The sequence below is a fragment of the Rhodococcus sp. NPDC060084 genome (assembly GCF_042730335.1).
Classification (GTDB): Bacteria; Actinomycetota; Actinomycetes; order Mycobacteriales; family Mycobacteriaceae; genus Rhodococcus.
This window is the reverse complement of sequence record NZ_JBHWWX010000024.1, coordinates 1-13,706: the sequence shown is the minus strand read 5'-3', so window position 1 is coordinate 13,706 and position 13,706 is coordinate 1. Positions and strand designations below refer to the sequence as shown.

Here is a 13,706-nt window from a genome sequence, read left to right as displayed (position 1 = left end):
GCAGTGCACGCGGGAGGCGCGCCGGTTCCGGCGGTGCGGGGGAGCGTGGCAGCATGGGCTTCGAACCGGGGTCCGACCGAACCCGACGAGACCGAAGAACGAGGATCGATGACCGGCTTGGAAAACACGAACGTCGCTTCCGCGGTGCCCGCGGAGTACCCGTCGCGCAGAGCGTTGCCGGAGGCTCCGTTGCTGGCTGCGGCCCGGGGGATGCAGCCGTCGCACCGCCCGGTGTGGTTCATGCGCCAGGCGGGGCGTTCGCTGCCGGAATACCGGGAGATCCGCGCGGGCGTCGGCATGCTCGAATCGTGCTTCGACCCCGAACTCGTCTGCGAGATCACGATGCAGCCGGTACGCCGGCACAAGGTCGATGCCGCAATTCTGTTCTCCGACATCGTGGTTCCGCTCAAGGCTGCGGGAATCGATCTCGACATCGTCGCCGGAACCGGGCCGGTTGTCGCCGACCCGGTGCGCACCGCTGCCGATGTCGCCGCCCTTCCGCACCTCGAAGCCGAGGAAGTGGGCGCGGTCGCTCGCGCCGTGACGTTGCTGACCAAGGAACTGGGCACCACTCCGCTGATCGGTTTCGCGGGAGCCCCCTTCACGCTCGCGTCCTACCTGGTCGAAGGTGGCCCGAGCCGCAACCACGAGCGCACCAAGGCGCTCATGCACTCCGATCCGGCAACCTGGCACTCGCTGCTCGGGCGTCTGACCGACATGGCCATCACCTTCCTGCGCGCCCAGCTGGCAGCCGGCGTCGACGCGATCCAGCTGTTCGACTCGTGGGCCGGGGCGCTCCCGTTGTCCGACTACCGCGAATACGTGCTCCCGCACTCCGAGCGCGTGTTCGCAGAACTCGCTGCCGCCCAGGTACCGCGGATCCATTTCGGTGTGGGCACAGGCGAATTGCTCGGCGCGATGGGCGAGGCCGGAGCCGACGTCGTCGGAGTCGACTGGCGCATCCCGCTCGATGTGGCGGCGCAGCGGGTCGGGCCGGGTAAGGCTCTGCAGGGCAACCTCGATCCCGCCATCCTGTTCGCCGGCTGGGACGTCATCGAACGCGAGGTCCGGCGCGTGGTCGCCGAAGCGGACCGCGCACTCGCGGCCGGTGCGACAGGCCACATCTTCAACCTCGGCCACGGTGTGCTGCCCGACACCGATCCCGACATGCTCACCCGCGTCGTCGAGCTGGTGCATTCGTTGTGACCGACCCTGTCGTCGCCGTCGTCGGTGGTGGCATCAGCGGCCTCGTCGCCGCCTACCGCTTGCGCGGCGCACTCGGCCCCGATGCCCGAATCGTCGTACTCGAACGGTCCCCGCGACTCGGCGGCAAACTGCACACCGTGGACCTCGCGAACGGGCCCGTCGACGTGGGCGCGGAAGCCTTCATCGCGCGTCGGCCCGAGGTTCCCGCTCTGCTCGACGAACTGGGCCTGAGCGACCAGATCGTCCATCCGTCGGGCGCGCGGCCACTGCTCTATGCCGGGGGCCGGCTTCGGCCGCTGCCCGCGGGGACGCTCATGGGTATCCCCGCCGACGCCCGTTCCGTCGAAGGACTCGTCGACGACGAGACGCTGCAGCGCATCAGCGACGAACCGGGCGTGCCGCTCAACTGGGATCGGGCCGGCGACATGTCGGTTGCCGCGCTCGTCGGCTCGCGTTTCGGCGAGCAGGTCGTCCGCCGCAGTGTCGACCCGCTCCTGGGCGGGGTCTACTCGGGACTGTCCGACACCGCCGGTGTCCGCGCCACCGTCCCGGCGCTCGCCGCCGCACTCGACGCCGGTGCGACGAGCCTGACCGCCGCGGTCGCGGCGGCACTCCCGGCACCGTCGCACACCCCCGTCTTCGGCACTCTGCGCGACGGCTACGGGGTGCTGCTCGCAGCGCTCGAGCGTGCGGCCGCGCCCGAGATCCACCTGGAGACCACCGCGGGCGGGCTGCGCCGCAGCAACGGACGATGGTCGCTCGACCCCGTCGGCGAGGTCGACGGAGTTGTGCTGGCGGTACCCGCCACCGAGGTCGCCGCGCTTCTGGCCGAGGCGGTGCCGACGGCCGCGGACCTTGCGGCAGAGATACCCCTCGCGTCGTCGGTCGTCGTCGCTCTCGCTCTCCCCGGCGGTTCGGCGTTGCCGCAGAACTCCGGGATTCTGGTGGCGACCGGAGAAGAACTCGCCGCGAAGGCGTTCACCCTGTCGAGCCGGAAGTGGCCACATCTCGCGCAGCGTGACGTCGCGCTCGCCCGGGCGTCGTTCGGGCGCTACGGCGACGACGCGCTGCTCTCCGCCTCCGACGAGCAACTCGTCACCCTCGCCCGCGCCGACCTCGCCGCCGTGACCGGAGTCGAGGACGAGCCGGTGGCCTCCTACGTGCAGCGCTGGCACGGGGGGCTTCCGCAGTATCGGTCCGGGCACAACGATGTCGTCGGCGCGCTCGACGCCGCAGTCGCGGAAGTCGACGGACTCGAAATCGCCGGCGCGATGCTGCACGGTGTCGGCGTCCCCGCATGCGTCGCGTCGGGAACCACCGCGGCGGCACGACTCGCCGCACGAATGGCAGGATGAACGGTATGGCACGTCTCGATTACGACAAACTCAATTCCACCCTCCGCTACACCATGTGGTCCGTCTTCCAGGTGCAGCCGGGCCTTCTCGACGACGACCGCGCAGCGGCGATCAAGAACGCGAAGGAGTTCTTCGCCCAGTTCGACGACACCGACGTCACGGTCCGCGGCATCTACAACGTCGCCGGTACCCGCGCGGATGCCGACTTCATGATCTGGTCGCACGCCGAGCGGCTCGAAGACCTCCAGAAGCTCTACGCCGATTTCCGGCGCACCACGGACCTGGGCCGGGCCAGCGCGCCGGTGTGGTCGAATGTCGCGCTGCACCGCCCCGCAGAGTTCAACAAGAGCCACGTGCCGGCGTTCATCGCCGGTGAGGAGCCGGGCGCATACGTCTGCGTCTACCCGTTCGTCCGCTCCTACGAGTGGTACCTGCTGCCCGACGCCGAGCGCCGGACCATGCTCGCCGATCACGGCAAGGCAGGACGCGGTTACCCCGACGTCCGCGCGAACACCGTGCCCTCGTTCGCACTCGGCGACTACGAGTGGATCCTCGCCTTCGAGGCACCCGAACTCGACCGGATCGTCGATCTCATGCGCGACCTGCGTGCGACCGAAGCCCGGATGCACGTGCGCGAGGAAACACCCTTCTTCACCGGTCCGCGCGTCGAGGTCGAAGCGCTCATCGAGTCGCTGCCCTGACCGTGACCGGTCCGATCGGTACGGACGGCTCCGCGCTGCCCGGAGCACGCTTCTCCCAGATGGCGCACTGGGGTATGTACTCCGCGGAGGTGCGTGACGGCGAAGTCGTCGCCGCGCACCCCTACGCGGGGGACGCCGACCCGTCGCCGATCCTGCAGAACATTCCGGGATCGGTGCGGCACCGCTCCCGGATCACGGGTCCCGCGATCCGGCGGGGATGGCTCGAACACGGGCCGGGACCGAGCACCGACCGCGGCAGCGACGAATTCGTCGCCGTCTCCTGGGACGAACTCACCGAGTTGCTCGCCGCGGAACTGACGCGAGTAGCGGAGCGTCACGGCAACCGCGCGATCTTCGGTGGATCGTACGGTTGGTCGTCGCCCGGACGTTTCCATCACGCACAGAGCCAGGTGCACCGTTTCCTGAAGATGTTCGGTGGATACACCCGCTCGGTGCACAGCTACTCGCTGGGCGCGACCGGCGTGATCATGCCGCGAGTGGTCGGGGCCCACTGGAAACTGTTCGCGCGTTCCACCAACTGGGACGTCATCGCGCGTGAGACCGACCTGCTCGTGTGCTTCGGTGGTGTGCCGCTCAAGAACACCGGCGTCAACGACGGCGGCACCAGCGACCATCCGACGCGCGGCGGCCTCGACCGGATGCGCGCCCGCGGAGGACGCATCGTGTCCATCACCCCGCTGCGCGACGACGTCCACGGCGAGCACGAATGGCTGGCACCCCGCCCGGGCACCGATGTCGCGATCATGCTGGCGCTCGCCTACGTCCTCGCGTCCGAAGGTCTGGCCGATCGCAAGTTCCTGGACCGCTACTGCACCGGATACGACCGGTTCGAGGCGTACCTGCTCGGCCGCACCGACGGTGTTCCCAAGACACCGGAATGGGCTGCGGAACTGTCGGGTCTGCCGGCCGCCACCCTCGTCGATCTCGCTCGCCGGATGGCCTCCGGCCGGACGCTGATCTCGGTGACGTGGTCGCTGCAGCGGGTACGACACGGTGAGCAGGCACCGTGGGCCGGTATCACCCTGGCGGCCATGCTGGGTCAGATCGGTGTTCCCGGTGGGGGATTCGGCCACGGGTACGGATCGATGAACGAACCCGGCCGCGCGCCCGTGCCCTACCCGCTGCCCACCCTGTTCCAGGGCAACAACGACGTCGAGGACTTCATCCCCGTCGCCGCGATCTCCGATCTTCTGCTGCATCCGGGAGAGCAGTTCGACTACGACGGCCGACGGCTGACATTTCCGGATACCCGTCTCGTCTACTGGGCGGGCGGCAATCCGTTCCATCACCATCAGCATCTCGCCCGCCTGCGCCGCGCATTGACGCGGCCGGACACGATCGTCGTCCACGACCCGTACTGGACGCAGATGGCCAAGCACGCGGACATCGTCGTGCCGTCCACCACCGCGCTCGAACGCGACGATCTGTCGTGCACGCGCAACGATCCGCTGCTCGTCGCAATGCAGGCGGCCGCACCCCGTTTCGCCGACGCCCGCGACGACTACGACACCTTCTCCGCCCTCGCGCACCGACTGGGATTCGGGGAGCGGTTCACGGAGGGGCGCACGTCGGCGCAGTGGCTCGAGCATCTGTACGGGCAGTGGCGCGGCTACGTCCTCGCCGACGAGCGCCGGCTCGAGGACCCGCCACCGTTCGCGGAATTCTGGCGTCGCGGCCACGTCCGCATGCGCACCGAGGACGACCTCACGCTGTTCGAGGAGTTCCGCGCCGACCCGGAGCACAATCCGCTCCGCACACCGAGCGGGCGCATCGAGATCTTCTCGGCGGACATCGACGGCTTCGGATACGACGACTGCGCGGGCCACCCGAGGTGGTACGAACCGGAGGAGTGGCTCGGCGGTGAGCGGGCACAGACGTTCCCACTGCACTTGATCGCGAACCAGCCCAAGAGCAGATTGCACAGCCAGCTCGACCATGGTGCGACCAGTCAGAAGAGCAAGGTCCACGGCCGCGAACCGATCCGGATCCATCCGCAGGACGCAGCCGAGCGAGGAATCACCCCCGGCGACGTGGTGCGCGTGTACAACGACCGGGGTGCGTGCCTGGCCGGTGCGCTGCTCGACGAAGGACTGCGCCGCGGGGTCGTCCAACTCGCGACGGGAGCGTGGTACGACCCGCTCGACCCTGCCGATCCGGAGTCCATGTGCGTGCACGGCAACCCGAATGTTCTCACTCCCGACACGGGCACGTCGTCGCTGGCGCAGGGATGCACGGGTCAGCACGTGCTCGTCGAGATCGAACGGTTCGAGGGGGAGTTGCCGCCCATCCGCGCGTACGACCCGCCGACGATCAGGCCCCGCCGACCGTGACGTGAGGAAACGCGCGGTCTACAATCCGAGCGATTTCTACAAGCCGAGCGATTTCTACAAGCCGAGCGATTTCTGCACGTTGTGCAGGGTCGCGGCGGATTCGGCCAGTCCGGCCGCTTCGTCGTCCGAGAGCGGCACCTCCAGAACTCTGTCCGCGCCGCCCGCGTCGACGATGGTCGGCAGCGACAGGCACACGTCGCGCATGCCGTGGATCCCGGTCTGCAACGAGGACACGGGCAGCACGCGCCGCTGGTCGCGCAGCACTGCCTCGACGATCCGGGCCGTCGACAGCCCGATCGCGAGGTTCGTCGCACCCTTGCCCTGGATGATCTCGTAGGCGCTGCGCACCACTTCGTGGAAGATGTCTGCGCGGGTCCGGGCATCGAACACGACGCGATCGTCGACCGTGTACGAGTCGATGGGAATGCCACCGACGGACGCTCCCGACCACAGCGCGAGTTCGGAATCGCCGTGCTCGCCGACGACGAACGCGTGGGTGTTCTCGATCGCCACCCCGGCACGCTCGGCGATGAGATAGCGCAGACGACCCGAGTCGAGAACCGTGCCGGACCCGAAGATCCTGCCGTCGTCGACGCCGGTCACCGCGATGGCCGCTGCCGTGACGATATCGACGGGATTGCTGACGAACAGAATCACCGCGTCGGGAGACTCCGCCAGCAACCGGGGCGTGACCGACTGTGTGATCGCGACGTTGGCCGCTGCGAGATCGAGCCGGGACTGACCGGGCTTCTGTTTCGCGCCCGCGGTCACGACAACGAGGTCGGAATTTGCGGTCACGGAAATATCGTCGCTGCCTTCGATGCGGCAGGCCGGAGTGAACTGGGTGCCGTGATTGAGGTCGAGAACCTCGGCGCGCACCCGAGCCGCGTTGGTGTCGAACAACGCAATCGTGTTCGCGGTGCCGCGGAGCAGGCACGCGTATGCCACCGCCGCTCCGACGCTGCCGACGCCGACGATGGACACCTTCGCTGTGCCGATCCGGGGCCCGCTGCGCGTTGTCGCCATGGTCCGATCATGGCCCCATAGCCACGACGGCGCCACCCGGCGGGTTCGCGTCGCACAGCGGGGCAGTCGGTGAGTCGATAGCCTCGGACCATGAGCGCGCGACCGTTCGATGCTGTTCTGTTCGACTTTTCCGGCACGCTGTTCCGGCTCGAAGAGGACGAGAGCTGGATGGCCGGCATCACCGATGCACGAGGTGGGGCCTTCGACGTGAGCCGGCAGGCCGAACTGATGCGGCGGCTGACCGCTCCTACCGGACAGCCTGTGGAGATGGACGCGGAGGAGCATCACGCCTGGATCAATCGCGACCGTGACCCGCGCCGGCATCGGGAGGCGTATCTGACCGTGCTCTGCAGATCCGGTGTCGAGGACCCGCAGCAGGCTCAGACGCTGTACGGAAAGGTGGTCGATCCGACGAGCTGGACGGTGTACCCGGATACCGTGCCCGTGATCGAAGCACTCGCGGGCGACGGCATCGCGGTGGGGGTCCTGAGCAACATCGCATTCGACATCCGGCCTGCCTTCGCCGCACTCGGCATCGACGACCTGGTCTCCGTGTTCGCGCTGTCCTTCGAGATCGGTGCGGTCAAACCGGAGCCCGAGATCTTCCGTTATGCCGTCGAAGCGCTCGGGGTCGAACCCGAACGCACCCTGATGATCGGCGACAGTGTGGAAGCGGACGGCGCCGCTACAGAGATCGGGTGCGCGTTCCGCCTCGTCGAGCCACTCCCGACGACGGAGCGGCCCGACGGGCTGTGGAGCGCCTTGAAGGACGCGGGGGTTACGTTGTCGGAACCAGGCGCAAGGAAATCGAATTGATGCAGTAGCGCTGGTCGGTGGGGGTCGGGTAGCCCTCGCCCTCGAAGACATGGCCGAGGTGACTGTGGCACGAGGCGCACAGCACTTCCACGCGGCGCATCCCCAGCGAATCGTCGGTCCGCAGGATCACGGCGTCGGAGTCGGCGGGATCGAAGAACGACGGCCAGCCGCAGTGCGACGGGAACTTCTCGCTGCTGCGGAACAGTTCGGCGCCACATGCCCGGCATTCGTAGACACCCTCGGACTCGGTGTCGGTGTATTCACCGGTGAAGGGCCGTTCCGTGCCGGCCTGACGCAGCACCGCATACTCGGCGGGAGTGAGCTTGTCGCGCCACTCGTCCTCGCTCAGCACAACCTTGGGAGCGGGTTCGGATCGGGGAGTGGAAGTCATGTCCCCACGCTAGTCGCGCTCCGAGACCGCCGCCACGACGCACCCCGTCCCGTCCTGCCGTGCCCGGTACGTCTCAGGCCCGTGCGGCGACCTCATCGGTGTCCTCCGCGGCGGGGAGCAAGTGTGACGGCTCGATACCGTCGTCGAGCCGCCCTTCGCGGCGCGCCGCGAGGTAACGGTCGAGGAGCACCGCGAAGATCACGATGATGAGCAGCGACCACCCGAGCGTCGTCTTCATGTACTCCGCCGCGCGGCCCGCCTCCACCCAGCGCCCGGACAACCAGGAGTCGTAGCTCATGAATCCGTACACCGCCAGCCACGCCGGCCAGTTCCGCATCACGGAATTGGGCAGCAGCACGGTCATGAGCAGCGGGAACAGCATCATCGAGTAGTACATCTGGCCGAGCGATCCCAGCAGGAACGACGCACTCAGGAGCACACCGGTGGCGGTGCACACGAAGAAGACCTCGTCGTTGCGGCAGTAGCGGTAGAGCAGCCAGAGCGACACCGCCACGAGCACGGCGAGCACACCGCGCAGGCCCAGGACCAGCCAGCCGGGCAGCCCGTAGTACATCCCGTTGCCGACGATCGCGCTGTTGAAGTAGTCGCGGGACTCGAGCAGGTACGGCACCGTGAGTTCGACGAAATCCCACGCGTCGACCGACAGTGGCCACGCGATGATGTTGAGTGCGATGGGCACCCCGGCGGCGGTGAGGAACACCTTCCACTGGCCGCGTACGAGTGGAAGGAACAGCAGAGGCGCGAGGATCGGTTTGACCGCGAACGTGAGTCCCAGCATCACGCCCGCCCAGAGATCTCGGCGTTTGAGCAGGAGCACCAGGAACGCGACTTCCCCCAGCAGCACCAGTCCGTTGATGTTGGTGAAGACCAGCGTGTTGGTCACCGTCTCGGACGCGAACGCACCCAGCACGAGGATGGGAGCGATGGGCGAGTCGAGCCGCAAGCCGAACATGCGCAGCAGCAGGTACAGCGCGATCAGGATGGCGACGGCGTTCGCAACGATGAACAGCCACCGGGATCGTTCGGGGTCGATCACGGCGATCGGCGAGATCAGCAGCGTCCCGGACGGGGGATAGAGGTAGTGCGGGTCGACCCATTGGAAGTTCGCGGTATAGACCGGAAGCCGGTTGAGGAACGCGAGCGCCGCGTTGTAGACCGGGGTGAAATCATCGGTCCGGAAACCGTTGACTGCTTTGATCACCACCCGGTGAAGAACGGTCAGGACCGCCAATGGCCACACCACGGCCTTGACCACGTCTGCGGTGGTTCGTGCCGTCCGGGGTTCGAGACTGCTGAGGAACACTACGGCACGGTACCCCGTCCGGGATCGGGACCGCGCACGTCCCCCGGCACGCAGGGGAACGGCGCGTCGCGTCTCACGCCGGGCAGAGACTTCCGTTCGGCGGCAGCTCTCCCGTACTCAGGTACCGCTCGATGCGGCCCTGAATGCACGTCGAATGCAGCGAGGCGGAATAACCGGCACCCTGCCAGGACACGGTCGACCATGCGATCGCGCCGGCGGTGAGCGCGCCGGTCACCGATTCGACTCCCACGCTGCCGACAATGGGATCCGCAGCGCCGCCGGTGACGAGTACAGGGGTGTCGAGGGCTGCGGGCAGGGGTGGAGCGGGCAGGGTGGGCCAGGCCGCGCATGCGGTGGTAGCCGCGGCCGTGTCCGCACCGAACAGGGGATAGAGCGTCGCCCAGTTGCGCTGGAGATCGGCCGCGCGGGTCGGCGTCGGCCATCGCTGGCCGTCGCTGCACCGCGAGACGAACTGGCCGTCGGAGGCGAGCATCTGTTCGGCGGTGCCCACCAGATCGAGCAGTGGCACCACATCGCCGTCCCGCGCGGAAGCCAGCGTGTCGGACAGTTCGCGGATCCGGCTGGGAAGATCTCCGCGCGGTGTGCCGAGATACGCGGTGATCACCGTCAGCAAGGCATTGGAGGACACCGGTGCCAGAGCGCCGCTCGAGGCCTGTGCGTGGAGGTCTTCGAGAGCCTGCCGGGGGTCGTCACCGAGCGAGCAGTCGAGCGCTGCGCACTGCCGCGAGAACGCGTCCACCGCGGACTCGGCGCCGCGGGCGCGCGACTCCGCGATCTGTTCTGCGTCGCCCGATGCGGCGACGGGGGAGTCCAGCACGAGCCGTCCCACGGCACCCGGGTAGGCCGCGGCATATGCGAGACCCACCGCCGCGCCGTTTCCGATGCCGAGGAGGCCCACGCGCTCGACGTTCCATGCCTGCCGCAGCCGGTCGATGTCGCCGGCCGCGTGGGACGCGCTGAACATCAACTCCTGGGGCTGAAGATAGTCGGTGCAGGAGATCGTGGCCTGGCGGCCGAGTTCGGCCACTCGCTCCGGCGCGGACCCGCTGCGACCGAACTGTCCCAGATCGGCGAGGGCGCGACGGTCGGCGCCGAACACACAGTCGATGGCCAGCGACATCCCGATGCCACGACGATCCACCGCGACCACCGGACGCGTCGTCAGCACGCCCGAGAGCGGGCCGGTTGCGAGTGCGGCGAGGGCGCGCGTCGACGGCATGTCGCTGCCCGTCGTGAGGACCAGAGGTGCGACATCGTCCGGGGTGTCCGGGAGCTGCGCCCGGAGCACGGCAAGCGGGAAGGTGCCGGGAACAGCACCGGAGGGGTCGATCGGCGTCGGCACTTCGGCGCATTCGAGCGACAGACCTGTCGGCCCCGACGGGAGCGAGTAGGACGCCACGGTGTCGGAAGTGCAGTCGCGCCACGTGAGGTCCGTTTGAGGAACGGGCAGTTCGGGCGCCGCGTCCTCGTCTTCCTGGACGGTCGGTTCGCTGCTATCGACTCCTTCGCGCACCACGGCGACATCGGGCCGGACCGATGGTCCCGCTCCGCACGCGGCGGCCACTGCGGCCACCGCGATCCATCCTACCGCGAGCACACCGGTTCTGCGCATGGGGACAGCCTGCCAGGTGTCACCGATCGGGGAGTGCACAGGTGTGGACGTGAGCGGCCGTCCCGAGGCCCGGACATGATCCCGGTAAGAGTGAAATCGGCGCCGCCTCGCGGGGCAGTGGATTGTCCTCGCGACTCGTGAACACATGGTGAACGTTCTGTGAAGTAGGTCGCATTCCGCTTGGGCGGTGCTACCCACTCACTCTGCGGCCTTACGCTGGATGAATGCACGAACGCCTCGTCGACCGCAACCCGGTGGTGCCCGCAGATCAGTTGGTGGCCCAGCTGGTGCCGCCCGCGATGTTCGACGAGGTGAGTTTCGCGTCGTACATCCCCGATCCTGCCGAGCCGAGCCAGGCCGCGGCGGTCAAGGCCGCCGAGGAGTTCGTCGGCAAGGTCGAGAAGATCCGGGGCGGCAAGCGCGGCCTGTTCGGCCGTAAGGCCCCGGCCCAGGGGGCGGGGCTGTACCTCGACGGCGGTTTCGGCGTGGGCAAGACCCACCTGCTCGCCTCGATCTTCCACAGCGCACCGTCCCCGAAAGCCTTCGGCACCTTCGTCGAGCTCACCCACGTCGTCGGAGCGCTGGGGTTCAACAAGGCCGTCGAGGAACTGTCGAGTCACAGCGTCCTGTGCATCGACGAGTTCGAACTCGACGATCCGGGCGACACCATGCTCATCTCCCGGCTGCTCACCGAATTGTCGGCACGCGGAGTGTCGATCGTGGCCACGTCGAACACACTGCCGGGCCAGCTCGGCGAGGGTCGCTTCGCGGCCCAGGACTTCCTGCGCGAGATCAAGAAGCTCGCCTCGATCTTCGAGACGATCCGCGTGGACGGACCCGACTATCGCCACCGCGACCTGCCGCCGGCCCCCGATCCCATCGAGTCGGAGGAGCTCATCGAGCGTGCGGACCAGGTCTCCGGCGCGACGCTCGACGACTTCGACGAATTGTGCGATCACCTGAGCACCCTGCACCCGTCCCGGTACGGCAAGCTCGTCGAAGGAGTGCCCGCGGTCTTCATCAACGGGGTGCACCCCGCGCGCGATCAGTCGGTCGCTTTGCGTCTCGTGGTCTTTGCGGATCGCCTCTACGACGCGAGCATTCCGGTGACGGTCGCCGGCGCACGGCTCGACGAGATCTTCACACCCGAGATGCTGTCGGGCGGGTACCGCAAGAAGTACCTGCGTGCCACGTCGCGTCTGCTCGCCTTGTCCCGTTTCGAGGTTGCCGCCGGCTGACCGGCGGGGCGGTCACAGCACGCGTTGCATGAGGAAATCGTCGTGTGTCTGTGAACCGACAACGAAGGTTCGCGTACCGACGACCTCGAAGCCGTGCTTCTGGTAGAAGCGACGGGCACGCGTGTTCTCCTGGTTCACACCCAGCCACAGCCCGGCACGCCTGCGCTCGGCGGCGCGCTCGACGATCGCGTCCATCAGCGCGGCGGATACTCCGGCGCCGTGATGTCCCGGAAGTACGTACAGCTTGCTGATCTCGATGGCGGGTCGTGCGGTGACCACGTCGGGTACGGCGTACGCGGCCGAGTTCTCACTCGCGGGGTCCACCGAGTTCTGACTCGCGGGGTCCACCGAGTTCTCACTCGCGGGGTCCACCGTGGTCTCACTCGCCGGATCTACGGCCATCAGATAGCCGACGATCTCGTCGTCGACGCAGGCTTTCAGCACGATGCGGCGAGGGTCGGTCAGGTACTCGCTGAAGTTCTCTGCGCTGAGGGTTTCCTCGACGAACGCCGCGATGTCCTCGGACCCGGCCCCTGGAGGGCACGCGAGCGGAAACGTGGTGGCGGCGACTCCGGCGATGGTCTCGGCATCCCAGATGCCTGCCGGACCGACGGAGACGGACTCTTCGAGTGACGACGACGTGGGCATGGATCCAGTGAAGCACCGAGTGGTCGGGGCGGGAAGTTCCGGGCCCGGAAATGGCTGAACCCCAGCCTTGGATGGGGGGTCATGGCTGGGGTCCAATACCATCGGGGGGGATGGCACGTTCCACGCTACCCGAGTGTTTTCGGGGAGTTCCACCTGCTGCGGTCACGTTTCCGTCACATCGTGCACAACTCATTGTTGCGGAACGTTCACAAACCCTTTAAGGTCGGCACCTATGAAGCGCGTACTCGTAGTTCACCGCCGTAGCGGGGTCTGATTCGGACCGACCCCTCGCTGCGGGTCGTTGAGCTATGCGTCGGTCCTTCCTTCTCGCGGAAGACCTCCCGAAATGAACGCCTTCACTTCTTTCATCTCCTCCGATTTCGATGCTGCCTTTGCGCGTCCGTCGGATTCTCGTCGAACCGCTCTGCGTGCCGCACCGGCGTGCGCGCCCGGCAGTGCTACGCCCCTCGATCCTTTCGCTGCGCGGTACGGCCGCCCGCTTCCGCTCCCGCTGCGTGCCGAAGCCGCCGGAATGTCGTGGCCGGAGTTCCTCGCGGTGTACGCCTCCGAGCGCGGTCCCCTTCGATTGGGTGACTGGTCGGCCACCACGTTGCCGGCGGGCCGATCGGCGTTCGAAGCGACGATCGCGGTGGGCGATACGATCCACTCCGCGTCCGCGCTCGCGTGTGGTCCCGTCGCGGGGATGACGGCGATGCTCTACGACCTCGGTTTCGGCATCGAGATCCACTCGTTCCACCGGCACGATCTCGGCGACCTGCACGTGACGTTCCTGCTCTGCGGGTCCGGCGCACGTCGCACGTGGGTGATGGGCATGGGGGAGAGCGGCGTGGAATCGACTCTTCGCGCGATGATCGCCGGAATCAACCGGACCCACACGGCGGCGGCGGGCCGGTAGTCCGCGGGCCCTCGACTCGGATGCGACGCCGGTCGCGTTCCTGATCGAGGGCCGCGTCCACCGGACGGATACGACGAAGGCCCCCTTCCTGAGGAAGGGGG

General features: G+C 67.9%; 12 protein-coding genes. 7 read left to right on the top strand and 5 right to left on the bottom strand.

Annotation, left to right across the window (positions count from 1 at the left end; all coding sequences use genetic code 11):
• The first annotated feature begins 108 nt into the window (after nucleotides 1-108).
• The 4 genes from hemE to ACFWBU_RS13690 are packed head-to-tail and all read left to right on the top strand — an operon-like array spanning nucleotide 109 to nucleotide 5,613.
• Nucleotides 109-1,206 carry a uroporphyrinogen decarboxylase gene (gene hemE, locus ACFWBU_RS13705; RefSeq protein WP_169620698.1) on the top strand — a complete coding sequence of 366 codons (1,098 nt, stop codon included), beginning with the start codon at nucleotides 109-111 and terminating at the stop codon, nucleotides 1,204-1,206.
• Nucleotides 1,203-2,561 carry a protoporphyrinogen oxidase gene (locus ACFWBU_RS13700; protein WP_378528503.1) on the top strand — a complete coding sequence of 453 codons (1,359 nt, stop codon included), beginning with the start codon at nucleotides 1,203-1,205 and terminating at the stop codon, nucleotides 2,559-2,561. The genes hemE and ACFWBU_RS13700 overlap by 4 nt, the downstream gene beginning before the upstream one ends.
• Before the next feature lie 5 nt (nucleotides 2,562-2,566).
• Nucleotides 2,567-3,262 carry a hydrogen peroxide-dependent heme synthase gene (hemQ, locus tag ACFWBU_RS13695; RefSeq protein ID WP_378528502.1) on the top strand — a complete coding sequence of 232 codons (696 nt, stop codon included), beginning with the start codon at nucleotides 2,567-2,569 and terminating at the stop codon, nucleotides 3,260-3,262.
• 59 nt (nucleotides 3,263-3,321) lie between these two features.
• Complete coding sequence (locus ACFWBU_RS13690) at nucleotides 3,322-5,613, top strand: molybdopterin-dependent oxidoreductase (protein WP_378528530.1); 2,292 nt, start codon at nucleotides 3,322-3,324, stop codon at nucleotides 5,611-5,613.
• 54 nt (nucleotides 5,614-5,667) lie between these two features.
• Here ACFWBU_RS13690 and ACFWBU_RS13685 read toward each other — a convergent pair whose 3' ends face one another.
• Entirely contained in the window at nucleotides 5,668-6,639 is a 972-nt protein-coding gene (locus ACFWBU_RS13685; RefSeq protein ID WP_378528501.1) for an L-lactate dehydrogenase, read from the bottom strand.
• A gap of 90 nt (nucleotides 6,640-6,729) precedes the next feature.
• Between ACFWBU_RS13685 and ACFWBU_RS13680 the strand changes: the two genes are divergently transcribed.
• Nucleotides 6,730-7,455 carry an HAD family hydrolase gene (locus tag ACFWBU_RS13680; protein WP_169620702.1) on the top strand — a complete coding sequence of 242 codons (726 nt, stop codon included), beginning with the start codon at nucleotides 6,730-6,732 and terminating at the stop codon, nucleotides 7,453-7,455.
• Here the strand turns inward: ACFWBU_RS13680 and msrB are convergent.
• The 3 genes from msrB to ACFWBU_RS13665 form a co-directional block, all read right to left on the bottom strand.
• Nucleotides 7,418-7,846 (bottom strand): peptide-methionine (R)-S-oxide reductase MsrB, encoded by a 429-nt coding sequence (gene msrB, locus ACFWBU_RS13675; RefSeq protein WP_169620703.1) that lies wholly within the window; start codon nucleotides 7,844-7,846, stop codon nucleotides 7,418-7,420. The genes ACFWBU_RS13680 and msrB overlap by 38 nt on opposite strands.
• Before the next feature lie 73 nt (nucleotides 7,847-7,919).
• Entirely contained in the window at nucleotides 7,920-9,170 is a 1,251-nt protein-coding gene (locus ACFWBU_RS13670) for a glycosyltransferase family 87 protein (RefSeq protein WP_378528499.1), read from the bottom strand.
• A 73-nt stretch (nucleotides 9,171-9,243) separates the two neighbouring features.
• Nucleotides 9,244-10,803, bottom strand: coding sequence for an alpha/beta hydrolase (locus ACFWBU_RS13665; protein WP_378528498.1), 1,560 nt, complete (start codon nucleotides 10,801-10,803; stop codon nucleotides 9,244-9,246).
• A 224-nt stretch (nucleotides 10,804-11,027) separates the two neighbouring features.
• On the opposite strand from ACFWBU_RS13665, the gene zapE reads away from it, so the two are divergent.
• Nucleotides 11,028-12,041, top strand: a complete 1,014-nt coding sequence (gene zapE / locus ACFWBU_RS13660) for a cell division protein ZapE (RefSeq protein WP_169652362.1) — start codon at nucleotides 11,028-11,030, stop codon at nucleotides 12,039-12,041.
• A gap of 12 nt (nucleotides 12,042-12,053) precedes the next feature.
• Here zapE and ACFWBU_RS13655 read toward each other — a convergent pair whose 3' ends face one another.
• Nucleotides 12,054-12,689 carry a GNAT family N-acetyltransferase gene (locus ACFWBU_RS13655; protein ID WP_378528497.1) on the bottom strand — a complete coding sequence of 212 codons (636 nt, stop codon included), beginning with the start codon at nucleotides 12,687-12,689 and terminating at the stop codon, nucleotides 12,054-12,056.
• Nucleotides 12,690-13,035: 346 nt separating this feature from the next.
• Between ACFWBU_RS13655 and ACFWBU_RS13650 the strand changes: the two genes are divergently transcribed.
• Nucleotides 13,036-13,605, top strand: coding sequence for a 2-isopropylmalate synthase (locus ACFWBU_RS13650; protein WP_240952125.1), 570 nt, complete (start codon nucleotides 13,036-13,038; stop codon nucleotides 13,603-13,605).
• Nucleotides 13,606-13,706 lie beyond the last annotated feature (101 nt).